19 protein-coding genes are annotated in these 23,850 nt (G+C 63.5%); 12 read left to right on the top strand and 7 right to left on the bottom strand.

The annotated features are described in order from the left end of the window. The first annotated feature begins 137 nt into the window (after window positions 1-137). Window positions 138-1,109 (top strand): LysR family transcriptional regulator, encoded by a 972-nt coding sequence (locus tag ACWGTI_RS07745; RefSeq protein ID WP_454586557.1) that lies wholly within the window; start codon window positions 138-140, stop codon window positions 1,107-1,109. A gap of 191 nt (window positions 1,110-1,300) precedes the next feature. Here ACWGTI_RS07745 and ACWGTI_RS07750 read toward each other — a convergent pair whose 3' ends face one another. Next, window positions 1,301-4,411: an efflux RND transporter permease subunit gene (locus ACWGTI_RS07750; RefSeq protein WP_454586558.1), complete on the bottom strand. Its 3,111-nt coding sequence runs from the start codon at window positions 4,409-4,411 to the stop codon at window positions 1,301-1,303. Further along, window positions 4,411-5,517: an efflux RND transporter periplasmic adaptor subunit gene (locus tag ACWGTI_RS07755; RefSeq protein WP_454586559.1), complete on the bottom strand. Its 1,107-nt coding sequence runs from the start codon at window positions 5,515-5,517 to the stop codon at window positions 4,411-4,413. Before ACWGTI_RS07755 ends, ACWGTI_RS07750 begins: the two co-directional genes overlap by 1 nt. 86 nt (window positions 5,518-5,603) lie before the next feature. Between ACWGTI_RS07755 and ACWGTI_RS07760 the strand changes: the two genes are divergently transcribed. The 3 genes from ACWGTI_RS07760 to ACWGTI_RS07770 are packed head-to-tail and all read left to right on the top strand — an operon-like array spanning window position 5,604 to window position 8,489. After that, window positions 5,604-6,182 (top strand): TetR/AcrR family transcriptional regulator, encoded by a 579-nt coding sequence (locus ACWGTI_RS07760; protein ID WP_454586560.1) that lies wholly within the window; start codon window positions 5,604-5,606, stop codon window positions 6,180-6,182. A 46-nt stretch (window positions 6,183-6,228) separates the two neighbouring features. Continuing rightward, window positions 6,229-7,536 carry a beta-ketoacyl-ACP synthase II gene (gene fabF / locus ACWGTI_RS07765; RefSeq protein ID WP_454586561.1) on the top strand — a complete coding sequence of 436 codons (1,308 nt, stop codon included), beginning with the start codon at window positions 6,229-6,231 and terminating at the stop codon, window positions 7,534-7,536. A gap of 17 nt (window positions 7,537-7,553) precedes the next feature. Continuing rightward, on the top strand, window positions 7,554-8,489 hold the full coding sequence (locus ACWGTI_RS07770; RefSeq protein ID WP_454586562.1) for an alpha/beta fold hydrolase: 936 nt from the start codon (window positions 7,554-7,556) through the stop codon (window positions 8,487-8,489). Here the strand turns inward: ACWGTI_RS07770 and ACWGTI_RS07775 are convergent. Next, window positions 8,486-8,638 (bottom strand): hypothetical protein, encoded by a 153-nt coding sequence (locus ACWGTI_RS07775; protein WP_454586563.1) that lies wholly within the window; start codon window positions 8,636-8,638, stop codon window positions 8,486-8,488. The two genes, ACWGTI_RS07770 and ACWGTI_RS07775, sit on opposite strands and share 4 nt — an antisense overlap. Before the next feature lie 361 nt (window positions 8,639-8,999). Continuing rightward, window positions 9,000-10,544 carry a helicase HerA-like C-terminal domain-containing protein gene (locus ACWGTI_RS07780; RefSeq protein WP_454586564.1) on the bottom strand — a complete coding sequence of 515 codons (1,545 nt, stop codon included), beginning with the start codon at window positions 10,542-10,544 and terminating at the stop codon, window positions 9,000-9,002. Window positions 10,545-10,858: 314 nt separating this feature from the next. Between ACWGTI_RS07780 and ACWGTI_RS07785 the strand changes: the two genes are divergently transcribed. The 3 genes from ACWGTI_RS07785 to ACWGTI_RS07795 are packed head-to-tail and all read left to right on the top strand — an operon-like array spanning window position 10,859 to window position 14,713. Then, window positions 10,859-12,301 (top strand): methylmalonyl-CoA mutase subunit beta, encoded by a 1,443-nt coding sequence (locus ACWGTI_RS07785; RefSeq protein ID WP_454586565.1) that lies wholly within the window; start codon window positions 10,859-10,861, stop codon window positions 12,299-12,301. Further along, window positions 12,298-14,418, top strand: coding sequence for a methylmalonyl-CoA mutase (gene scpA, locus ACWGTI_RS07790; RefSeq protein ID WP_454586566.1), 2,121 nt, complete (start codon window positions 12,298-12,300; stop codon window positions 14,416-14,418). Before ACWGTI_RS07785 ends, scpA begins: the two co-directional genes overlap by 4 nt. 46 nt (window positions 14,419-14,464) lie before the next feature. Continuing rightward, window positions 14,465-14,713: an AbrB/MazE/SpoVT family DNA-binding domain-containing protein gene (locus tag ACWGTI_RS07795; protein WP_454586567.1), complete on the top strand. Its 249-nt coding sequence runs from the start codon at window positions 14,465-14,467 to the stop codon at window positions 14,711-14,713. A 9-nt stretch (window positions 14,714-14,722) separates the two neighbouring features. Here the strand turns inward: ACWGTI_RS07795 and greA are convergent, their stop codons facing one another. Beyond that, window positions 14,723-15,196, bottom strand: coding sequence for a transcription elongation factor GreA (greA, locus tag ACWGTI_RS07800; protein WP_454586568.1), 474 nt, complete (start codon window positions 15,194-15,196; stop codon window positions 14,723-14,725). Window positions 15,197-15,334: 138 nt separating this feature from the next. Between greA and ACWGTI_RS07805 the strand changes: the two genes are divergently transcribed. Continuing rightward, window positions 15,335-16,690 (top strand): TIGR03808 family TAT-translocated repetitive protein, encoded by a 1,356-nt coding sequence (locus ACWGTI_RS07805; RefSeq protein WP_454586569.1) that lies wholly within the window; start codon window positions 15,335-15,337, stop codon window positions 16,688-16,690. On the opposite strand, the gene ACWGTI_RS07810 is transcribed toward ACWGTI_RS07805, so the two are convergent. Both ACWGTI_RS07810 and ACWGTI_RS07815 read right to left on the bottom strand, forming a co-directional pair. Continuing rightward, window positions 16,683-17,687, bottom strand: a complete 1,005-nt coding sequence (locus ACWGTI_RS07810) for an asparaginase (protein ID WP_454586570.1) — start codon at window positions 17,685-17,687, stop codon at window positions 16,683-16,685. The two genes, ACWGTI_RS07805 and ACWGTI_RS07810, sit on opposite strands and share 8 nt — an antisense overlap. A gap of 26 nt (window positions 17,688-17,713) precedes the next feature. After that, window positions 17,714-18,880 (bottom strand): acetyl-CoA acetyltransferase, encoded by a 1,167-nt coding sequence (locus ACWGTI_RS07815; protein ID WP_454586571.1) that lies wholly within the window; start codon window positions 18,878-18,880, stop codon window positions 17,714-17,716. A gap of 202 nt (window positions 18,881-19,082) precedes the next feature. Between ACWGTI_RS07815 and betI the strand changes: the two genes are divergently transcribed. From betI to betA, 4 genes are read left to right on the top strand one after another with little or no spacing between them, the layout of a single operon-like run. Then, a complete protein-coding gene (gene betI / locus ACWGTI_RS07820; protein ID WP_454586572.1) occupies window positions 19,083-19,667 on the top strand; it encodes a choline-binding transcriptional repressor BetI in 585 nt (194 codons plus the stop codon). After that, window positions 19,664-21,193 carry a choline-sulfatase gene (gene betC / locus ACWGTI_RS07825; RefSeq protein WP_454586573.1) on the top strand — a complete coding sequence of 510 codons (1,530 nt, stop codon included), beginning with the start codon at window positions 19,664-19,666 and terminating at the stop codon, window positions 21,191-21,193. Before betI ends, betC begins: the two co-directional genes overlap by 4 nt. Continuing rightward, window positions 21,190-22,191 carry a threonine/serine dehydratase gene (locus tag ACWGTI_RS07830; protein ID WP_454586574.1) on the top strand — a complete coding sequence of 334 codons (1,002 nt, stop codon included), beginning with the start codon at window positions 21,190-21,192 and terminating at the stop codon, window positions 22,189-22,191. The genes betC and ACWGTI_RS07830 overlap by 4 nt, the downstream gene beginning before the upstream one ends. After that, window positions 22,184-23,836 (top strand): choline dehydrogenase, encoded by a 1,653-nt coding sequence (gene betA, locus ACWGTI_RS07835; protein ID WP_454586575.1) that lies wholly within the window; start codon window positions 22,184-22,186, stop codon window positions 23,834-23,836. Before ACWGTI_RS07830 ends, betA begins: the two co-directional genes overlap by 8 nt. Window positions 23,837-23,850 lie beyond the last annotated feature (14 nt).

The following is a 23,850-nucleotide window of genomic DNA, read 5'->3' on the forward strand; positions in this document are numbered from 1 at the left end:
GCGCGGCCAAAACCCCGCCATCTCTTATAATTCTGGCCAGCAATTACAGACATGAAAATCCTCCGATGCCTACATAGCGGCTATTCCTGTGGCAAATCCAATGATAAACGCGAGAAAGCATTATAAGGAATTTTTATATGCCTGATCACCTCGATCTGAGGCTGCTGAGAGCCTTCGTCACCGTGGCGCAGGAAGGCAACGTGACCCGGGCGGCCGAATTGCTGCATCTGACCCAGCCCGCCATCAGCCTTCAACTCAAGCGCCTTTCTCTGGACCTTGGCGTGACATTGTTCCAGCGAACGGCGAGCGGACTTGAACTGACCCGCGACGGCGCGCTGCTCGCCGCCAAGGGCCAGCAGGTGTTGGCGCTGGCGGGCGAGTTCAGGCAGACCGCGAGGCATCTCAACGCACAACTGCGCGGCAAACTTAGGATCGGCACGATTATCGACCCTGAGTTCACTCGCCTTGGCGCGTTTCTGCAAGCTCTTGGCGAAAGCGGCCCAGGCATCGACACCGAACTTCGACAAGGCATGAGCGGCGAAGTTGCCAGCCGGCTGAAGCGCAACGAGTTGGACGTCGGCTTTTTTCTCGGCGACCTCGATGATTTCGGCACCAGCACCACCACCATCGATGCCGAAGCCCAGTTCTTCATAAAGCCATTGTCGCGCTTGACCTATCGCGTCGTGGCCCCGCCTGCCTTCGCCGGCATGGTCGCAGGACGGGACTGGAAGGAGCTTGCCGAACTACCATGGATCGGCACGCCGCCGGCATCGGTCCACAACCGGCTGCTGGCAAGGCAACTGGGCAGCATCAGGCAAAACATCGTCGCTCTCGTCGATCAGGAATCCTCAATGCTGGCGATGGTTCGCACCGGCCTTGGGCTCAGCCTTTGCCGCGAATCCATCGCGCTTAACGAACGACAGGCAAACGGCATGGTCATCGCTGACAAAGTCAGACTGGAGACAAGTCTGGGTTTTGCCTGCCTGTTCCCAAGGCGATCCGATCCGAATGTTTCTCTCGCTTTCGATGTGATCGACCGCATCTGGCGCGGAGAAAATCACGGCGATTCCAGGAAAGTGCGTAGCGATTTTCCGTCCGAAATTTCGTAAAAACAAAGAGTTATAGCGTTTGGGTGATTCTTATACTGATTGCTAAAACGCTCTAGCTGCGGGATGGCGGCCCGCGGCTTCTGCCCGGGGCCGCAAGACACAGGTGTCATCGACGCCATCCTGGCCTACCACGCCACCGATCAGACGGCGGCGAGCACCAGCCCGGAGCCGTCTCCTGCGATAATCGGCCCCTACTCAGCTGCCATTGCAGCTGGCACGTCCGGTTCCTCCATCGAAACCTCATGGATCTCATCCGCGGTCGGCTTGATCCGGAACCAAGCGACATAGAGCGCGGGCAGGAACAGCAGGATCAGCGCCGTGCCCGCCGCCGTGCCGCCGATCAGTGTATAGGCCATCGATCCCCAGAAGACGGAGTGGGTAAGAGGGATGAAAGCAAGCACGGCGGCAAGTGCGGTCAGGATCACCGGCCTTGTGCGGTGCACCGTGGCCTCGATCACGGCGTGATAGTCGTCAAGGCCGGCGGCACGGTTCTCCTTGATCTGTTCGGTCAGGATCAGCGTGTTGCGCATCAGGATGCCCGCCAGTCCGATCAGACCCAGAATGGCGTTGAATCCGAAGGGCTGATTGAAGGCCAGCAACATCGGTACGACGCCAACGAGGCCGAGCGGTGCCGTCAACATGACCATCGCCATCGTCGAGAAGGATCGCACCTGCAGTATGATGACGATCAGCATGGCGGCGATCATGACTGGGAAGACCTTACCCAGCGCGGTGTTGGCCTTGGCCGCCTCCTCGATAGATCCACCCAATTCGATGCGATAGCCGGCCGGAAGGGATGCTATCAGCGGCTGAAGGGCCGTCATGATCTGCTTGGAAACCTCCGGCGGCTGGGTCGCCTCATTGATATCCGAACGGATCGTGATGACCGGTGTGCGATCACGCCGCTTCAGGATCGGCTCCTCCAGACGGATTTCCGAGTGGCCGATCTGGTCTAGCGGGATCTGGCGGCCGTCCCGGCTCATCAGGGAGAAATCCACCAGACGCGATGGATCCAGTCGCTCTGCGCCGGCGCTGCGTGCTACGATCGGGACATTGCGGATGTCCTCGCGGACCTGCGTGACCGGGATGCCGGTGAGGAGGAACTGGAGCTGCTGGGCCACCTCCGCCGGCGACAGGCCGATGAGGTTCAGTCGATCCTGATCCGGGATGAAGCGCAGTACTGGCGTGCGATTGGCCCAGTCGCGATTGGCCTGACGCACGTCCGGGACGCTCCGCATGACCTCGAGGGCTTTTTCAGAGATGTCGTACAATTGCGCGGGATCGGGCCCCATGACCCGGAACTCGACCGGGAACGGGGTGTAAGGTCCGAACACGAGTTGCGTGACGCGGATGCTCGCTTCGGGGGCAAGCCCTGTCGCAACCGCTTCACGCAGCCGGTGCTTCAAGGCCTCGCGCGCCTCCGCGTCCGGGGTCAGCACGACGATTTTAGCGAAGGCTGGATCCGGCAGTTCCGGCGCCATCGCGAAGAAAAAGCGGGGAGCGCCCTGGCCCACGTAGCTGGTCACGATCTTGGCCTCGGGTTGGTCGCCAAGCCAGCGTTCCAGCTTCTCGACCGTAGCGGTCGTCGTCTCGATGCCGGTGCCTTCCGGCAGCCGAACCTCGACCAGCACTTCAGGGCGATCGGATGTCGGGAAGAACTGCTGCTTGAGGCTGCCCATGCCGACAACCGAAAGTGCGAAGACGATGCCGACGGCAGCGCAGGTCACGAACTTGTGGCGCACGGCAAAGGTGATGAGCCGGCGAAGGCGCCGATAGTTCGGTGTGTCGTATATGGCGTGGACGCCGCCTTCGACCGGTTTGATCGCGGGCAGCATCTTTACGCCCATATAAGGGGTGAAGACCACAGCGACGATCCAGGAGACGATGAGGGCGAACCCCACGACCCAGAAGATGTTGCCGGCGTATTCCCCGGCCGTCGAGCGCGCGAAGCCCACCGGGAGGAACCCGGCGATCGTCACGAGCGTGCCTGAGAGCATCGGCGCCGCGGTGTGGCTCCACGCATAGGCCGCCGCCTTGATGCGGTCCATACCCTCTTCCATCTTCACCACCATCACCTCGATGGCGATGATGGCGTCGTCGACGAGAAGTCCAAGTGCCAGAATAAGGGCGCCGAGCGTGATGCGGTCGAAGAACCGGCCAGTTTCCAGCATGATGAGGAACACGACGGCGAGCGTCAGAGGAACGGCGGCCGCCACGACGATGCCGACGCGCCAACCCATGCTGATCAGGGCGATCAGCAGCACCACGCCGAGCGCCATCGCGAATTTGATCATGAACTCGTTGACCGACGAGCCGATGTTCACCGCCTGGTCGCTGACCTTGGCCAGCGTCATCCCGAGAGGCAGCGTTTGTGCAATCGCCGCCGATCTCTCCTCCAGCGCCTTGCCGAGTTCAAGACCATTCCAGCCCTCCTGCATCACCGCCGCGAGCATGATGGTCGGCTCGCCCTGGTGACGGATGACGTAGGTGGCAGGATCCTCATAGCCGCGCCGGACCTCGGCGATGTCGGAGAGCTTCAGCGTCCGTCCCGCGGCGACGATCGGCGTGTCGGCGATCGTTTGGATACTGTCATAGGCGCCGTTGACCCGTATGAAGACCTGCGGCCCCTCTGTGTCGATCGAGCCCGCCGGTGTGACGGTGTTCTGCCGCTGCAAGGCGGCAATGATGTCCTGTGCCGACACGCCGAGGGTTGCGAGCTTGGCATAGGAAAACTCGACAAATATCTGCTCGGGACGTTCGCCGAGGATGTTGATCTTCTTGACGCCAGGCACATGCAGAAGGTCCTGGCGAATGGTCTCGGCTTGCCGTGCGAGCTCCCGCATCGGCATGCCTTTAGCCTTGAGGGCATAAAGGGCGAAGCTGACATCGGAGTATTCGTCGTTGACGAAGGGACCGAACACGCCGGGGGGCAGGTTGCGGGCTTCATCCCCAAGCTTCTTACGGGCCTGGTAGAACTCCTCCTGCACGCTGGATGGCGGTGTGCTGTCCTTCAGCGTGACCGTCAGATACGCATAGCCCGGCCGTGTTGTCGTCTCCACACGATCGTACCAGGTCAGCTCCTGAAGCCGCTTCTCCAACGGTTCGGCGACAAGGTCCTGCATCTCACGCGCCGTCGCGCCCGGCCATACTGTCGTAACCGTCAGGGTCTTGATGGTGAAGTTGGGATCCTCCGCCCGTCCAAGCTTGAGGAAGGCGTAGGCGCCGGCGGCAACCAGCAGAATGATGAAGAAAAGGGTGACGGCTCGCTCGCGAACGGCGATCGCGGAGAAATTGAGGCTCATCAGTTGCTCCTGCTTTCAGAGGCAGTCCTGACGCGAGCGCCCTCCTGCAGGAGATGAGCGCCGAGCGACACAATCGAATCACCCGAGCTAAGCCCGGAGATCACGGCGGCTTCGCTGGTCAAACGAACAAGCTTGACGGGCTGAAAGTGTACGGTCGAGGTTGCGCCATCCAAGATCCAAACGCCGGTTTTCTGGCCATCATCCAGCACGGCCCCCAGCGGCACCTGCACTTCCGGTTGGATCGCCGGGCTTGCAAGCCGGATGGTTACCGTCGCGCCAAGCGGGGCTGCCGCGGCCTCACCATCGAGCACATAACGGGCCTCATAGGTACGAGTCTGGGGATCGGCGGCGTCCGACAACTGCCGGAGATGCGCCGTAAAATGCCGCCCATCGGCCCCATACATGCTCGCCTCGGCAACCGAGCCGATCGCCGGTCGGATCGTCTCGGGAAGCGCGACCACCGCTTCGCGGGGGCCGGCGTTCGCGATCCGAACCACTGTCTGTCCCGCGGCGACAACCTGTCCCGGCTCGCCAAGCGTTTCGACAACCGTTCCATCGGCGTTCGCGTCCAGGACGGAATAGGCCGCCTCGTTTTCCGCGACCTTCGCATCCGCTTCCGCAGCTGCAAGCTGTGCCGTGGCGGTATCAAGTGCTGCCTTCGCCTGCTCGTAGCGCTGCGGGGTTGCAGCCAATTCCTTCTTGACCAGAACGGCATAGCGCTTTTCGTCCGCACTGGTCTGAACCAGGACAGCGCGTGCCGCGGCGACAGCGTTGCGCTTGGCGGTGAGTGCAAGGGCCAGATCGGTGTCGTCGATCCGCAGCAGCGGTTGGCCCGCCTTGACCTGTTCACCGACATTCACAAGGCGCTCGATGATCTTGCCGGGGACGCGAAAGCCAAGATTGCTCTGTACCCGCGCGGCGATTGTGCCTGTGAAACCGCGGTCGGATCCGGGCACCGGCACCGCCGTCACCAGCCTGACCATCGGAGGTTCCTGCCTCGGATCGGCCGCGGCAGCGGCCGTCTGCGTGCGAAGCGTAATGAATGCGGCCATCCCGACCCCCACGACCAGGATGCTCCCCAACACAATAATGAGTCTCTTTTTCATGCCCGTTGCCTCCTGTTGAAATAGATTGCATTCGCACTCTATATCTGCTATTGATTACGAACGCAATCTAAAAAAGGAGACCGACCATGCGCGTTAGTCGCAGTCAGGCTGAGCAGAACCGCCAAATCGTGATCGATGTGGCAAGCCGCCTATTTCGAGAGCACGGCTTTGACGGTATCGGGCTGAAGGATCTGATGAAGGGTGCCGGGCTGACCCAAGGCGCCTTTTACAAGCAGTTCGAGTCCAAGGAGGATCTGGCAGCGCAGGCATCGAGGCGAGCGATGGAACACGCGACCCGCAGATGGTCGGCTGCCGTCGCGGCGAAACCGGAGGATCCGCTTGGCGCGGTGATCGACCTCTATCTCAGTAAGGGGCATCGCGAAGATAGGATGGATGGCTGCCCGGTCGCGGCGCTCGGTTCGGATGCCGCCAGACAGGGCAACGAGGTGAAAGCGTCATTCGAAGCGGGAATCGGGGAATACCTCGGGATGCTGGGCCCCTGGATTGGCGAGGCGGACGGCGAAGCGCCCAGCGGCAAGGCCATGGCCGTTCTCTCGACAATGGTCGGTGCGGTCGTCCTCTCGCGCGCCGTCAATGATCCCGACCTCGCGAAGGCTTTTCTGGATGCAGCGACCGATCAAGTTCGCGAAGCCGTCGCGGCTTGAAAGCCGTGCGCAGCGCTGGCGACGCACCCAAGCGATAGGAGAATAGATGCGACGGATCGTTGTTACGGGTATGGGAGCGGTCACGCCCCTTGCCGCAGATGTTGAGACGTCCTGGTCGCGTCTGCTGGCCGGTCGCTCGGGCATCCGCAGGCTTCCCGACGATGTGGTCGGAGACCTGCCGGCGAAGATCGGCGGCACGGTTCCTTCCCTGGAAGAGGATCCCGAAGCGGGCTTCGATCCGAACACTGTCCTGGCGCCTAAGGATCAGCGCAAGGTCGATCGCTTCATTCTCTTCGCACTGGCGGCGGCGGAAGAGGCGATTGCCCAGGCGAACTGGAAGCCTGTCTCGGAAAATGACAGGACCCGCACCGCGACGATCATCGCTTCGGGGATTGGGGGGTTCCCCGCAATAACCGAAGCGGTGCGAACGGTCGATCAACGCGGTGTCCGGCGCCTTTCACCGTTCACGGTGCCATCCTTCCTGGTGAACCTCGCGGCAGGACAGATTTCGATCCGTCACGGCTTCAAGGGTCCGCTGGGCGCGCCGGTGACGGCGTGCGCGGCCGGCATTCAAGCGATCGGCGATGCGGCTCGTCTCATCCGCGCCGATGAAGCCGACATTGCGGTGTGCGGCGGGACGGAAGCCTGCATAAACACGGTCAGTCTTGGTGGGTTTGCCGCGGCACGCTCACTTTCGACCTCGTTCAATCACCGTCCCGACGAGGCCTCTCGCCCGTTCGACATGTCGCGTGACGGTTTCGTCATGGGCGAAGGCGCCGGCATCCTGGTCATCGAGGAATTGAGCCACGCGCTTGCGCGCGGCGCCGAACCGCTCGCCGAGCTCGTCGGCTACGGCACGACGGCGGATGCCCACCACGTCACGTCCGGTCCGGAGGACGGCGACGGTGCGCGCCGGGCCATGGAGATCGCGATTGCCCAGGCCGGCATTTCGGCGCGTGAGGTGGGCCACCTCAACGCGCACGCGACCTCAACGCCGGTCGGCGACCTCGGGGAAATCGCGGCGATAAGAAGCGTCTTCGGGACGGATTTCGGCATAGCCGTCAGCGGAACAAAGTCGGCGACCGGACACCTGCTTGGAGCCGCCGGCGGGCTTGGAGCCATCTTCACGATCCTGGCGCTCAGGGATCAGGTCGCACCGCCGACGCTCAATCTGGGCGCCCCCGACCCAGCCGCCGAGGGGATCGACTTCGTCGCAAACCGCGCCCGGCCAATGGAGATGGACTACGCGATCTCCAATGGCTTCGGCTTTGGCGGCGTCAACGCCAGCGTGTTGTTCCGACGCTGGACCGACAATGCTGACCGGCAGGATTTGGGCTACCCCGCCCGCGACTGAGGAGGAGCGCTCTCCTCATGAAAAGAACCAGTGAGCACCGGAATTATCAGCGCCGCAAACTTCGGCGCGAGCGTTGGTCAGCTGCAAAGACAAGGAAAAATAGAATGCCAGCCTCGTCTGAACTCCAACCGAGCCTTCTGCAAATATCGGATGCGCTGAGCCTGCGTTACGAAAAGACCGGTGATGGGCCACCGTTGGTCCTTATGCATACGATCCGCACCCAGCTCGAATATTTTCGCAGCTTGGCGCCCATTCTCGCCAAGTCTTATACGGTCTACGCGATCGATCTGCCCGGCCACGGTCATTCGCCGATCGATCCGCTCGCAGCCTTCGATGAGCCGTATTTCCGACAAGGCGTCATCGGCTTCATCGAGAAGCTCGACCTTACCCATGTCACGCTTGTTGGCGAATCGATCGGCGGCGCATTGGCACTCACGGTTGCGGCCGCAATTCCGGGACGGATCGAGCGCGTCTTCGCGGTGAACCCTTACGACTACGACACCCGCTATGGAGATGGCCTGCGACGTGGCAACTGGTTCGCGAACCTTATCATCGGAAGTTTGCAGATCCCTGGCCTAGGCGCGTTCAATGCCGCGATAGAAAACAAGATGGTGCTCGGCAAGATCATGGGCGGCGGATATCACGATCCGCGCAAACTTCCGTCCGACCTTCTTGCCGAGTTCGGTCGGGTGGCGAAGCGCCGCGGATACAAGCGCATCGCCCGCAAGGTACTGGCGGGTTGGCGCTCCTGGGGCAAAGCCCGGGACCAGTACCGGCTCGTCTCGGCGCCCGTGACGCTGATCTACGGCGATAGCGATTGGTCGCGTCCCAACGAACGGAAGCGGACCCAGGCACTGCTCCCCGACGCACACATGTTCACACTCAAAAATACCGGACACTTTTCAGCGGTCGAAAATCCGTCGGAACTGGCGGGCATCATACTGGGGGGCTAGCTGCGGAGCCTCGAAATGCGCAGCGCCGAGCCGGTCATCCAGCGGGCGGCGGGCGAGACCAGGGCAGCCATCAGTTCGGCGATTTCCTCCGGCTCGCCATAGCGGGCGATGCCGGCTTTTTTGGGAAGCGGGCCGTTGCCTCCTTCCACTTTCCCTTGCCGCCAGCGCCACCACTGCGGCTTCTGCCTCCGCAAGCCGGTTGAGATCCAGCCGATGAACGTCGCCGCTTGTCTCAGCGGCCAGTTCCGAGGCAATCCCTTGGTCCGTCCTCTGCATCGGCGGTCGAGCATCGGTACGCGCGCGCCGGCTCGCGTCGGCGTCACCGCCTAGGTCCGGCCGGCCTAAGGCCGCCGGTCAGAAGCACGGCTCGATCGACGAGGACCTTCATTGCCACCTCTTACAGAACGCCGTGGGCTTCATCGATCGAGGTGTTCCGCGACACGGCATGGTGGCAGGCAGCAGGCGTTGACGTCCGCTGCCTCAAATCAGCCTGGCCGGCTAATGCTGTTTTTACCGCCCTCGCGACAGGCTGCCCAGAATCCCGCGCACGATGGCGCGGCCGACCGATGAGCCGACCGAACGCACCACCGCCTTGATCGCGGCCTCGGCGACCGTCTGGCGGTTGGAGGGCCTCGGCGCCGGTGCACGGCGACCGCCCGATTGCGGCGGCGCCGGACCGTCATTGCCGAAGCCCGGAATGGTCCAGCGCGAGCGGCCGCTATCGGCCTGCTGCGCCTGCTCGTCCTGCGCATCCTTGGCTTTCTTCTGCAGCATCTCGAAAGCCGAATCGCGGTCGATGGTCTGGTCGTACTGGCCCGCGACCGGGCTCTGGTCGATCAGCTTGCGGCGCTCGTCCGCCGTGATCGGGCCAAGCCTGGACGATGGCGGCCGAATCAGCGTCCGCTGCACCATGGACGGCACCCCCTTGGCCTCCAGCGTCGAGACCAGCGCTTCGCCGGTGGCGAGTTGGGTGATCGCGGTGGCGCAATCGAAATCCGGGTTGGGCCGGAAGGTGTCGGCGGCCGTCCTCACCGCCTGCTGTTCGCGCGGCGTGTAGGCGCGCAACGCGTGCTGCACGCGATTCCCGAGCTGGGCGAGAACCTTCTCAGGGATATCCAAAGGGTTCTGCGTGACGAAATAGACGCCGACGCCCTTGGAGCGGATCAAGCGAACCACCTGCTCGACGCGGTCGATCAGCACCTTCGGCGCTTCGTCGAAAAGCAGATGCGCCTCGTCGAAGAAGAACACCAGCTTCGGCCTGTCGGGGTCGCCGACCTCGGGCAATTCCTCGAACAGCTCCGACATCAGCCAGAGCAGGAAGGTGGCGTACAGCCTGGGGTTCATCATCAGTCTGTCGGCAGCGAGCACGCTGATGGCGCCGCGGCCGTCGCGGGTGGTGCGCATGATGTCGGCGATGCGCAAAGCCGGCTCGCCGAAGAAATGCGCCGCACCCTGCTGTTCCAGCACCAGCAGCGTGCGCTGGATGGCGCCGACGGACGGCTTGGTGACATTGCCATAACGGGAACTGATCTCGTCGGCGCGCTCGGCGATGTTGGCCAGCAGCGCCTGCAGATCCTTCATGTCGAGCAGCAGCAGACCGTCCTCGTCGGCGATGCGGAAGGCGATGTTCATGATGCCTTCCTGCGCTTCGGAGAGGTTCATCAGCCGCGACAGAAGCAGTGGCCCCATTTCCGAGACGGTGGCGCGGATCGGGTGGCCTTGCTCGCCGAACAGATCCCAGAAGATGACCGGGAATTCCTGGAAGTCGTAAGGGTCGAGCTTGACCTGTTCGGCCCGCTTGACCAGGAAATCCTGCGCCTTGCCCATCATGGCGATACCGGACAGGTCGCCCTTGATATCGGCGCAGAACACCGGCACGCCGGCATTAGAGAAGCCCTCAGCCAGGATCTGCAGGCTGACCGTCTTGCCAGTGCCGGTGGCGCCGGTGATCAGGCCATGGCGGTTGCCATATTGCAGCAGCAACTGTTCGGCGCGCTGATAGCCATCGTCGGGCTTGCGGCTGGCGCCGAGGAAAATGCTGGTCTCGTCAGCCATATGTCCGTGTCTCCGCAAACTGATGTGTTAAAGCCAATGACCTTTGCCGCCGGTATAGTGAGGCCGTTGCACAGCGACAATGCTATTCATCCAGATTGGCCATTCATCCAGATTGGGCCAATTGTCCAAATTGGTTTTTGGAGCTTGCGGATTTTGCCGGTGTTTGGCAATCGTTCATGGTTCGTCCACGCAGGTACACATATGTCAGCCGACCGAATTGGGTCCGTGCAGGCGCATTGCATTGCGATATCGGGCGGGGAACCGTAGACTGGAGTGCTGAGGCTGGTGCGGCCGCATAAGAACGAGGAACATGGATGGGCGCCGGAGCCTTGACCAGGAGTGTCGAACCCGCTGATGCAGAGCGCCAGCGTTGGCTGGCCTTGGCCGAAAAGGCGCTTGCCGGCGCCTCCTTCGAGGACAAGCTGGTCTCGCACACCGACGACGCCATTCGCATAGAGCCGCTCTACGACCGCGCTGCTGGCGCCGAACCGCTTGTTCGCGCCAATCCCGGATCGCCCTGGATCGTAAGCCAGCGCATCGATGATCCCGATATCGGCCGTGCCAAGGCGCAGGCTCTCGACGATGTTGCGCAAGGCGCGACGGGATTGTCGCTGGTCTTCGAAGGCGCCCCGAATGCGTTCGGCTATGGCCTGCCGAGGACCGCGCAGGCGCTGGAGACGGTGCTGGATGGCATACCGCTCAACCGCACGCAGATCCGCATCGACGCCCATCCCTGGAGCCGCGCCGTGGCCGACTGGCTGGTGGCGTTCCTGAGCAAGCGCCGCTCCGACCCGACGAAGCTCAACCTCTCCTTCGGCATCGACCCGGCGGCGATCTTCGCCGGAACCGGCCGGCTGCGGATGTCGATCGAGGCGTTGCAGGCATCGATGCCGCAATCGCTGGCGCATTTCTTTTCGCTGGGCGTGCCAGGCGTACTGCTCGAGGCCGACGGGCGCGTCTTCCACAATGCCGGCGCCACCGAGGCGCAGGAACTCGGCACCATGCTTGCCTCCGCGGTCTCCTATCTCAGGATGTTCGAGGACGCGCGCCAGCCGCTTGTCTATGCCGCACCGCATATCGGCTTTGCGCTGAGCGTCGACCAAGACCAGTTCCTGTCGACGGCCAAGCTCAGAGCCTTGCGCAGGCTGTGGGCGCGGATCCAGGAGACGTGCTCGATCCCGGCCTCCACCGCCAACATCCATGCCGAGACGTCGTTCCGCATGATGACGGCAGCCGACCCCGAGACCAATATTCTACGCACTGCGATCGCCGGTTTTGCCGCGGCCGCCGGCGGCGCCGATTCGATCTCCATCCTGCCGCACACGATCGCTCATGGCCTGCCGGCACCTTTTGCCCGACGTGTCGCCCGCAACGCACAGCTGATCATGGCCAATGAAAGCCATATCGACCACGTCGCCGACCCCGCCTATGGCTCGGGCGCGGTCGAGGCGCTGACGCTGGGCCTGTGCGAAGCGGCGTGGGAAGAATTCCAGAGGATCGAGGCGGAAGGCGGCGTTCTGGTGAGCCTGCAGCAAGGCCATATCCAGAAGCGCGTCAAGGCAGCATCCGAGCGCCGCGCCGAGGCCTACCGGTCGGGTGAACGAGCAATCATCGGCACCACGCTTTACCCGGCGAAAAGCGAGGTCCCGGTCGAGACGCTGGCGGCCGAGCGGCGGCCTCCCTTCACCGAGGGCGTGACGGTTTGCGAAGCCCTGTTTCCGGTTCGCATCGACCAGTCAATCGGAGCCGCACCGTGATCCCGGATTTCTCAGAGATCGGCTGGTCGGCGCCACGGCGCGCGCCCGTCGAGGTCAAGGGCCAGCGGCTGACACCGGAAGGCATTGCCGTCAAGCATCTCTACACGCAGGGCGACCTCAAGGGGCTCACCCATCTCGATACCTATCCGGGCATGCCGCCCTTCGTGCGCGGGCCCTACCCCACAATGTATGTCCAGCAGCCCTGGACCATCCGGCAATATGCCGGCTTCTCGACGGCGGAGGAATCCAACGCCTTCTACCGCCGCAATCTCGCCGCCGGCCAGAAGGGCCTGTCGGTCGCCTTCGATCTGCCCACCCATCGCGGCTATGACAGCGACCACCCGCGCGTATCAGGCGATGTCGGCATGGCGGGCGTGGCCATCGATTCCATCCTCGACATGCGGCAATTGTTCGACGGCATCCCGCTCGGCGAAATGACGGTGTCGATGACCATGAACGGCGCCGTGCTGCCGATCATGGCGCTCTACATTGTGGCGGCGGAAGAACAGGGCGTTGCGCAGAAGGATCTCGCCGGCACCATCCAGAACGATATCCTGAAGGAGTTCATGGTCCGCAACACCTACATCTATCCGCCGAAACCTTCGATGCGGATCGTGTCGGACATCTTCTCCTACACCTCCCAGCACATGCCGAAGTTCAACTCGATCTCGATCTCCGGCTATCACATGCAGGAGGCCGGTGCGACGGCGGACCTGGAACTCGCCTACACCATCGCCGACGGCATCGAATATGCCCGTGCGGGCGTCGCCGCCGGTCTCGACATCGACCGGTTTGCACCGCGGCTTTCCTTCTTCTGGGCGATCGGCATGAACTTCTTCATGGAGGTCGCCAAGCTCCGCGCCGCGCGCCTGTTGTGGGCGACGCTGATGCAGAAGAATTTTGCGCCGAAGGACGAACGCTCGCTGTCGCTGCGCACCCATTGCCAGACCTCCGGCTGGTCGCTGACGGCGCAGGACCCTTACAACAACATCACCCGCACAATGATTGAGGCGATGGCGGCGACGCAGGGACATACGCAGTCGCTGCACACCAACTCCTTCGACGAGGCGATGGCGCTGCCGACCGACCATTCCGCCCGCATCGCCCGAAACACGCAGCTGATCCTGCAAAAGGAATCCGGCACCACCCGCATCATCGATCCATGGGGCGGCTCGGCCTATCTGGAGCGGCTGACGCATGATCTTGCGGCGCGCGCGCTTGCCCACATCGAAGAGGTCGAGGCCCTCGGCGGCATGGCGGCGGCGACCGAGCAGGGCATCCCGAAACTGCGCATCGAAGAGGCGGCGGCGCGTACGCAGGCGCGCATCGATTCCGGCGAGCAGATGCTGGTCGGCGTCAATGCGCATCGGCCGGAGAACGACATCGAGGTCGATGTCTTGAAGATCGACAATGCCGAGGTCAGGGCCCGGCAGTTGTCGAAGCTGCAGAACCTGAAAGGCACGCGCAATGTCGGCGCAGTCGAGAGCGCGCTCGATGCGCTGACCCGCGCCGCGCAGGGTAACGAAAACCTGCTGGAATTCGCCATCCGCGCCGCGCGCGCCAACGCCACCGTTGGCGAGATCTCGCTGGCGCTGGAAAAGGTCTTTGGCCGTCACGTCGCCTCGGTGCAGACGATCTCCGGCGTCTATCGCAACGCGCTTGGCGACAATCTGACGGTCGACAGGCTGCTGGAGAAGCTCGAAGCCTTCGAGAAGAAGTCCGGCGGCAAGCCGCGCATCCTGGTGGCCAAGATGGGACAGGACGGCCATGATCGCGGCCAGAAGGTCATCGCCACGGCCTTCGCCGATCTCGGCTTCGACGTCACCGTCGGCGCAATGTTCCAGACGCCGGAAGAGATCGCCAAGCTGGCGGTCGCGCAGGACGTCCATATCATCGGCGCCTCGTCGCTGGCGGCGGGACATCTTACGCTTATCCCCGAACTGCGCGATACGCTGAAGAAACTCGGCCACGCCGACATACTGATCGTCGCCGGCGGCGTCATCCCGCCGCAGGACTATGACGCGGTGCTGGCAGCGGGTGCTGCAGAGATATTCCCGCCGGGCACGGTTATCCCGGAAGCGGCGGATCGGCTGCTGGATCGGCTGCTGGCGGGCTGAACCAAAGACCGCTTTTCCGCCACGCAAAGTTGTGCCACAGTGGCGAATGCAATCAAAAGCCGTGAAAACTGCTATCCACAGGCTCCATGACGGATCAGGCGCGTTGATCTTGCCGCGAGAAATTCTCGACGGCCTGAAACTGCAATTGGGCGATCAACTCGAGATCATCGAAACCGGTAGCGGCATTGTTCTGACGCCGGTGGAAAGCACCGATGTGGAACGGCAGATGCGTACGCCCGCGCCACCATGGATGAATACGAGGCTGAACTGCAAAAGCTGGCTGTGTAGCTCCTGACGGCCGGCATCAGTTGTCCGACAGCTTGACGATTTCCCATTCCTTGCCGTTGACGTGTGCGACGTCGCCGACCTTCTTGCCGAACAGCGCCACCGCCATTGGCGAGACGTGGGAAATGCTGCCCTTTGACGGATCGGCTTCATCCTCGCCGACGATCTTCCAGTGCACCTTCTTGCCGTCATCGCTTTCCAGCGTGACGCCCATGCCGAAACGCACCTGGTCGCTCCCCGGTTCGGGTACGGAAAGCTCGGCGCTTTCGCGGCGCGCAGTCCAGTAGCGCAGGTCGCGCGAGACGACGGCAATACGCTCGCGATCGGCTTTTCGCTCGGCTTTGGCCAGTATGTCGCGCAGATCGGCAAGATTTTCCTCGATCTGCGCCAGACCGCGCTCCGTGACCAGATTGCGGTGCGGGCTGATCGGCCGCTCGCCAATGCCGGCAATGGCGTTTTCGCTGTCTTCTTCGCGCGTAAAAGCTCTGCTCATCGGGTAAACTTAGGCCCGCTTCGGCGACTGTACAAGCCACTTGCCGAGCCCGGTCATTCGCCGGACTATGGCCGGGCGAACACCTCTGCGGCTGGCATGATTCCTGCGATTAGCCGGGCGATCGCAAGGGATGTGCTGATGTTGAACAGACGAGCGCTGCTGAAGGGAACGGCTGGCTTTGCCGTGCTCGGTCTTTCGCTGGGCAAGGCCTCGGCAAAGACGGCAACGCGTGGCTCGATCGACGCCGCCGAGCTTGGCGTGCAGCCGGACGCAGCGGACGACCAGAGCAAGCCCTTTGCCAGGATGCTTGCCGAGGCCAGCGAACGCAACATGCCAGTGTTCCTGCCCCCCGGAAACTATTTGGTATCCAACCTGACCATGCCCGCCCGTGTCAGGCTCTCCGGCGTGCCTGGCGCCTCGCGCATTCTTTATGGCGGCAACGGCCATTTGCTGACGGCCGAACAGGCAGAGCATATCGAACTCACCGGGCTGGTCTTCGACGGTGCCAACAACTGGCTGGCCGATGGCGCGCAGGGTCTGCTCGATCTGCGTCGCGTCGCTCATCTCGTCATCGACAATTGCCAGATTACAGGCAGCGGCAAGCACGGCCTGGCGCTCGAGCATGCGGCGGGCCGCGTCGAGCGTTCCGAAATAACGGGGGCAGCTGACGCCGGCATTTATTCCGTCGAGGCGGCCGGCCTGGCGATCTCCGGCAATATCGTGTCCGACTGCGGCAATGGCGGCATTCTCGTGCATCGCTGGCAGCAGGCCGAAGACGGCACCATCGTCAGCGGCAACCGTGTCCAGCGGATCGGTGCGCGCAGCGGCGGCACGGGCCAGAACGGCAACGGCATCAACGCCTTCCGCGCCGGCAATGTCTCCATTACCGGCAACATCGTCTCCGACTGCGCCTTTTCGGCGATCCGCGCCAACAGTTCCAGCAATCTGCAGGTGACCGGCAACACCTGCTCGCGTTCGGGCGAAACCGCGCTCTATTCCGAATTCTCCTTCGAAGGCGCCATCATCGGCAACAACATCGTCGACGGTGCGGCCAACGGCATTTCGATCGTCAATTTCAACGAGGGCGGCCGCATGGGCGTGTGCTCGAACAACATCGTGCGTAATCTCTCGACCACGGGCCCCTACCCCGCCGATGCGCCGGGCTTCGGCGTCGGTATCAGCGTCGAGGCCGACACCGCCGTCTCGGGCAACGTCATCGAGAACGCGCCGCTCTACGGCATGCAGATCGGCTGGGGCGCCTATATGCGCAATGTGGTGGCGACGGGAAACATCATCCGCAACGCCGGGACCGGCATTGCCGTCACCGTGGTCGAGGGCGCGGGAAACGCCATCATTTCCGACAATGTCATCGAGGGCGCCAGGAACGGCGCCATCATCGGTCAGCGCTGGGCCGAACCGGCGACCGGCGACCTCGCGCGGTCAAGCGATACCGGCTATGCGCATCTGACGGTCGAGCGAAACCGCGTCAGCTAAGCGCCGCAGTCGGGCGTAGCGAGCCGACTTTGGCGCCGATGCGGCTTTCGATTGCTGGATTGGTCTGCTCCAGCAGATTTGCCGCCAGCGCCTCGTCGGCGCTGAGAAGTTTTGCCAGCACCGCTGCGATCATGACCTCGGCGGCTCGGCCGGCGCCGTCGTCGCATTTCAACGCAATGCCGAGGCCAAGCTCCGGAATGGCGGCGCAATAGACGCCCTCGGCGCCGGTCTTGACGAAGATGCGGCCGGGCGCGGCCTGCATCAGCGCGACGTCCGCCTTGCCGGTGCCGGCAACCAGGAAAGGTTCGGCCATGCAGGCTGCCAGCAAACGTTTGGCGGCCTTGGCGCGCTCAGGGCCAAAGCTCCTGCCCGTCGCCATACGGGCAAAGCCCAGCGCAAACCTTTTCAGCGGCACGGCGTAGGTCGGGATCGAGCAGCCATCGATGGCCCGGTCATCGGCATCGTGGGCAGCGCCGGTCACCGCCTGCATGGCGTCGCGCACCATCTCCTGCAGGCCGTGGCCGGCCTTGACGTAGCCCTGGTGGGCCATGCCTGAGTGCACGCAGGTGCAGAGAAAGCCGGAATGCTTGCCGGAACAATTGTTGTGCAGCGCATTTGGCGAGCCGCCTGCGCGGGCCAGCGCAATCTCCGCACCATGGCTGGAAGGCCAATGCGCGCCGCACTCCAGCGCCGATTTGTCGAGACCGGCCTTGGCCAGCATGGCCTGCGCCAGTTCGACATGCGCCGGCTCGCCCGAATGCGAGGCGCAGGCGAGCGCCAGTTCGCGGTCGCCGAAGCCGTACGCATCGGCAGCACCCGTTTCGACCAAAGGCAGTGCCTGGATCGCCTTGACCGCGGAGCGCGGAAACACCGGGCGCGCCGTATCGCCGATCTCCAGGACCGGCTTGCCGTCGCCATCGAAGACAGCCACAGCGCCGCGATGGGCGCTCTCGACGATCGCGCCGCGCAAAACTTCGACCAGAACCGGATTCGACATGTCACCTCCCGCAAATGCAGGGCGGTTTATCTGATCCGATCGAGAATGGAAACGTAGTTGGCGACGGCAGCGCCGCCCATGTTGAAGATGCCGCCGAGCTTGGCGCCAGGCACCTGGATGCCGCCGGCCTCGCCGGTCAATTGCATGGCGGACAGCACATGCATCGACACGCCGGTGGCGCCGATCGGGTGGCCCTTGGCCTTCAGCCCACCGGATGGATTGACCGGCAGCCGGCCGTCCTTGGCGGTCGTGCCGTCCAGCGCCAGTTTTGCGCCTTCGCCGGGCTTGGCCAGGCCCATCGCCTCATATTCGATCAGTTCGGCGATGGTGAAACAGTCATGCGTCTCGACGAAAGAGAGATCGTCGAGCGTCACGCCGGCCTTTTTCAGCGCCTGGTTCCAGGCCTGCTCGCAGCCTTCGAACGACAGGATGTCGCGCTTCGACATCGGCAGGAAATCCTGAACATGCTCGTTGGCCCTGAAAGCAACCGCGCGGCGCATCTTCAGCGCCGTCGACGTGTCGGCCAGCACGAGGGCAGCGGCACCATCGGAGACCAGCGAGCAGTCTGTGCGCTTGAGCGGACCGGCGACGAAGGGGTTCTTCTCGCTTTCATGGCGGCAGAACTCAAAGCCGAAATCCTTGCGCATCTGCGCATAGGGATTGTCGACGCCGTTCTTGTGGTTCTTGGCGGCAATCATGGCCAACGCATCCGACTGGTCGCCGTAGCGCTGGAAATAGGCCTGCGCGATCTTGCCGAAGACGCCAGCGAAACCGGCAGGGGTGTCGCCCTCCTCCGGCAGGTAGGACGCCTTGAGCAGGTTCTTGCCGATCTCGGGACCGGGCGTCGTAGTCATCTGCTCGGCACCGACCACCAGCACGATGCGCGCTGCATTGGCATCGATGGCGCGGATGCCTTGGCGGACCGCGGCAGAGCCGGTGGCGCAGGCATTCTCGACCCTGGTCGCCGGCTTGAAGCGCAGCCGGTCGTCGGCCTGCAGCACCAGGCTGGCGGTGAAATCCTGCGGGGAAAAGCCGGCGTTGAAGTGGCCGAGCACGATCTCGTCGACCTCATCCGGGCCGATGCCGGCATGGTCCAGCGCGTCGACCGCGACCTTGGTGATCAGCCCTTCCAGCGTCTCGCCTTCGAGCTTGCCGAAGCGCGAATGCGCCCAGCCAACGATGCATGCGGTCATGGCGGTCTCCATCCTTGGCGCCAGCCTAACATGGGGCTCATATGGCGCACTTCGCCTTTATTGTTCAAATATAAACAATCCCTCCCTCTTCGAAAAGGGCCGCAAGCCGACAATCGCTTGGTGCAGGCTGCAATCGAGTCGATTTTTTGTTGATTGACGGATCAATAAAAAATAATCTGCGGGCACAGAACCGGGAACAACAATGCCGAAAGTCGGAATGGAGCCGTTGCGCCGCAAGGCGCTCATCGACGCGACGATCTCGGCGATCGGCGAGCGCGGCTCGCTTGACGTGACCATGTCGGAAATCGCCGGACGCGCCGGAGTGTCGTCGGCATTGGCGCATCACTATTTCGGCGCCAAGGACGAACTGCTGCTGGCGACTATGCGGCACATACTGGCCGAACTGACGATCGACATGCGGCGGGCGCTGCAATCGGCCGGTTCGCCGCGCGAACGCGTTTCGGCCGTTGTGGCCGTCAATTTCTCCGACATCCAGTTCCGGCCGGAAACCATCGCTTCCTGGCTCGCCTTCTATGTCGAGGCGCAGAAGTCATCGGCCTTGCGCCGGCTGCTCAGGGTCTATGCGCGGCGGCTGCATTCCAACCTGATGAGCGGGCTGACCGGCATCCTAGCCAGGCACGAAGCCGATCGCGCGGCGGAAGCAACCGCAGCGTTGATCGACGGCCTCTACATCAGGCGCGCGCTGAAGGACGGCGTGCCGGACGCAGCCACCGCGATCGCGCTGGTCGAGGATTATCTGGAAACCAAACTCGGCGGGCGACAGTGACCGGCAAGCGACCCAACATACTGATCGTCATGGTCGATCAGCTCAACGGCACCATGTTTCCCGATGGGCCGGCGGACTTTTTGCACGCGCCGCATCTGAAGGCACTGGCAGCGCGTTCGGCACGCTTTGCCAACAACTACACCGCGTCACCGCTCTGCGCGCCGGGCCGCGCTTCGTTCATGAGCGGTCAGTTGCCGTCGCGCACCGGGGTCTATGACAATGCCGCCGAATTCATCTCCTCGATCCCGACCTTCGCCCACCATCTGCGCGCCGCCGGCTACTACACCTGCCTGTCGGGCAAGATGCATTTCGTCGGGCCGGACCAGATGCATGGTTTCGAGGAGCGGCTGACGACCGATATCTATCCTGCCGATTTCGGCTGGACGCCGGACTATCGCAAGCCCGGCGAGCGCATCGAATGGTGGTACCACAATCTGGGTTCGGTGACAGGAGCAGGCATCGCCGAGACGACCAACCAGATGGAATATGACGACGAGGTCGTGTTCCTGGCGACGCAGAAGCTGTACCAGCTTTCGCGCGATCAGGACGATGCGGCCCGCCGGCCCTGGTGCCTGACCGTTTCGCTGTCGCATCCGCACGATCCCTATGTGGCGCGCAAGCAGTACTGGGACCTCTACGAGCACTGCCAGGCGCTGGACCCGGAGACGGGGTTCATCGCGCAGGACGATCAGGACGCGCATTCGCAGCGGCTCTACCATGCCAGCGACTATCCGTCCTTCGAGATCACCCCGGAGCAGGTCCGTCGCTCGCGACGCGGCTATTTCGCCAACATCTCCTATGTCGACGACAAGCTCGGCGAGCTTCTGGACGTACTGAAGCGGACACGCATGTCCGACGACACAACCATCCTGTTCTGCTCGGATCACGGCGACATGCTGGGCGAGCGCGGCCTCTGGTTCAAGATGAGCTTCTTCGAGGGTTCAGCCCGCGTGCCGCTGATGATCGCCGGGAAGGGCGTTCCGGCCGGGGTGATCGAGGCGCCGGTCTCCAATCTCGACGTCACGCCGACGCTGTGCGATCTCGCCGGCATCGACATGAGCGCGATCGCGCCATGGACCGACGGCCAGTCGCTGCTGCCGCTCACCGAGGGCGGGCAGCGCACCGCACCTGTGCTGCTGGAGTATGCCGCGGAGGGCTCCTACGCGCCGCTGGTGGCGATCCGCGACGGCCGCTACAAATTCATCCATTGCGAGCTCGACCCGCCGCAACTGTTCGACCTCGAAGCCGATCCGCTCGAGCGCGTCAATCTTGCCGCCGATCCGGCGCATGCCGAGCTTGTGGCTGCTTTCACGAGAACGGTCCGGGCGCGCTGGGACATGGCGGGTTTCGACGCCGCCGTGCGTGAGAGCCAGGCGCGCCGCTGGGTCGTCTACCCGGCACTGCGCAACGGCGCTTACTACCCCTGGGATTTCCAGCCGCTGCAAAAGGCGTCGGAACGCTACATGCGCAACCACATGAACCTGGACAATCTCGAAGAGAGCAAGCGGTATCCGCGAGGCGAATGATGACCATTCTTGTACCATCCCTCGACCACCTCAAGCAGGCCTATGCGGTCACCTCGCAGGCAACGCAGATCACGCCTTTGCTGGAATCGGCGGCACTCGCCAAAGAGACGGGTGCGGCGCGCGTTTTCATCAAACCGGAATCGCTGCAATGGGCCGGCTCGTTCAAAGTGCGCGGGGCCTATTGGCGGCTGAAGCGTCTGTCACCGGATGAAGCGAAGAAAGGCGTCGTCGCCTATTCCTCCGGCAATTTCGCGCAAGGGCTGGCGGCCGCCGGCCAGGCGCTGGGCATTCCCGTCACCATCGTCATGCCGATCGACGCGCCGGCCGCCAAGCGCGACGCCACCGCCGGCTATGGCGCCAGGGTCGTGCTGACCGACCACGGCGAGCGCGCGCGTGAAGAAGTGGCAGCCACCAAGGCGCGCGAGATCGCCGAGACCGAAGGCCTTGCGCTGCTGCACCCGTTCGACGATCCGGAGATTGTTGCCGGCCAGGCCGGCGCTGGGCTGGAAGCGCTCGAGCAACTCGAGGCGAAGGGTGCCAGCGCCGACCTGTTGTTCTGCTCGGTCGGCGGCGGTGGGCTGATCGGTGGCGTGTCGCTCGCCTTCCACTATCTGTCGCCGGCAACCCAGATCATCGGTGTCGAACCGGAAGGGTTCAACGGCATGGGTTCATCGCTGGCGCATGGCGCCATCGAGACCATGCCGATCGCGCCGAAGTCGATCTGCGACGGGCTGATGTCGCGGCGGCCGGGCGATGCGCCCTTCGCGGCGGTCAAGGCCGCCGGCGTGCGCGGCATCACTGTCGACGACGCCTCGGTCCGGCGCGCCATGAAGATCGCTTTCGAACGGATGAAGCTGGTGCTGGAGCCGTCAGGCGCGGCGTCGCTGGCGGCACTGCTCGACGGCACGGTGGATGTGGCGGGTAAAACCGTCCTGGTTGTGGCTACCGGCGGCAACGTTTCGCTCGCCGATTTCATGGCGCATATGAACCATGCTTGAAGCAGATTTCGTTATCATCGGCTCCGGCTCCGCCGGCTCGGCCATGGCCTACCGGCTGTCAGAAGACGGCAAGCATTCGGTCATCGTCATCGAGTTCGGCGGCACCGATATCGGGCCGCTGATCCAGATGCCGTCGGCCCTTTCCATCCCGCTCAACATGAGCCTCTACGACTGGGGCTTTGCCAGCGAGCCGGAGCCGCATCTCGGCGGCCGCGTGCTGGCGACGCCGCGCGGCAAGGTGATCGGCGGCTCTTCATCGATCAACGGGATGGTCTATGTGCGCGGCCATGCGCGCGACTTCGACCACTGGGCCGAAGAGGGCGCGACCGGCTGGGGCTTCGCCGACGTGCTGCCCTACTTCAAGCGGATGGAAGACAATGATGGCGGCGAGGACGGCTGGCGCGGCCACGGTGGCCCGCTTCATGTCCAGCGCGGCCCGCGCAAGAATCCGCTCTATGGCGCCTTTGTTGAGGCCGGCCGCCAGGCCGGGTTCGAGCTGACCGACGACTATAATGGTTCGAAGCAGGAAGGCTTCGGGCCGATGGAGCAGACAATACGCGGCGGCCGCCGCTGGTCGGCGGCATCAGCCTATCTGAAGCCGGCTCTCAAACGGCAAAATGTCAGCGTGGTCAAAGGCTTCGCCCGCCGCGTGATCATCGAGAATCAACGCGCCGTCGGCGTCGAGATCGAAGCTCACAAACAGATTCAGGTCGTTAAGGCACGACGTGAGGTGATCGTTGCCGCGTCGTCGATCAATTCGCCCAAGATCCTGATGCTGTCCGGCATCGGCCCGGCCGCTCATCTCGCCGAAAACGGCATCGAGGTGATTGCCGACCGCCCCGGCGTCGGCCGCAATCTGCAGGATCATATGGAGCTCTACATCCAGCAGGAATCCACGCAGCCGATCACGCTGAACTCAGTGCTCAACCCGTTCTCCAAGGCGCTGATCGGGGCGCAGTGGCTGTTCTTCAAGACAGGTCTCGGCGCCACCAATCATTTCGAGGCCGCGGCCTTCGTGCGCTCTCAAGCCGGTGTCGACTACCCCGACATCCAGTATCACTTCATCCCGGCGGCGGTCCGCTATGACGGCAAGGCAGCGGCGAAGGCGCACGGCTTCCAGGCGCATGTCGGGCCGATGCGTTCGAAGTCGCGCGGCTCGGTGACACTGCGCTCGCCAGACCCGAAAGCGACGCCGGTCATACGCTTCAACTACATGTCGCATCCGGACGACTGGACGGAGTTCCGCCACTGCATCAGGCTGACCCGCGAGATCTTCGGCCAGAAGGCTTTTGACAGCTTCCGTGGCAAGGAAATCTCGCCGGGTTCGCATGTTCAATCGGACGAGGATCTCGACGCCTTCATCCGGGATCATGCCGAGAGTGCCTACCACCCGTGCGGCACCTGCAAGATGGGCCGCGCCGATGACATGATGAGCGTGGTCGATCCGGAGTGCCGGGTCATCGGCGTCGAGGGCCTGCGGGTCGCGGACTCCTCGATCTTCCCGCGCGTCACCAACGGCAACCTCAACGCCCCGTCGATCATGACCGGCGAGAAGGCATCCGACCACATTCTCGGCCGCACGCCGCTGGCGCCGTCCAACCAGGAACCCTGGATCAATCCGCGCTGGCAGGTCGCGGATCGATAGGGCATTGTCCAGCG

This window comes from Mesorhizobium sp. ArgA1, from assembly GCF_053714375.1.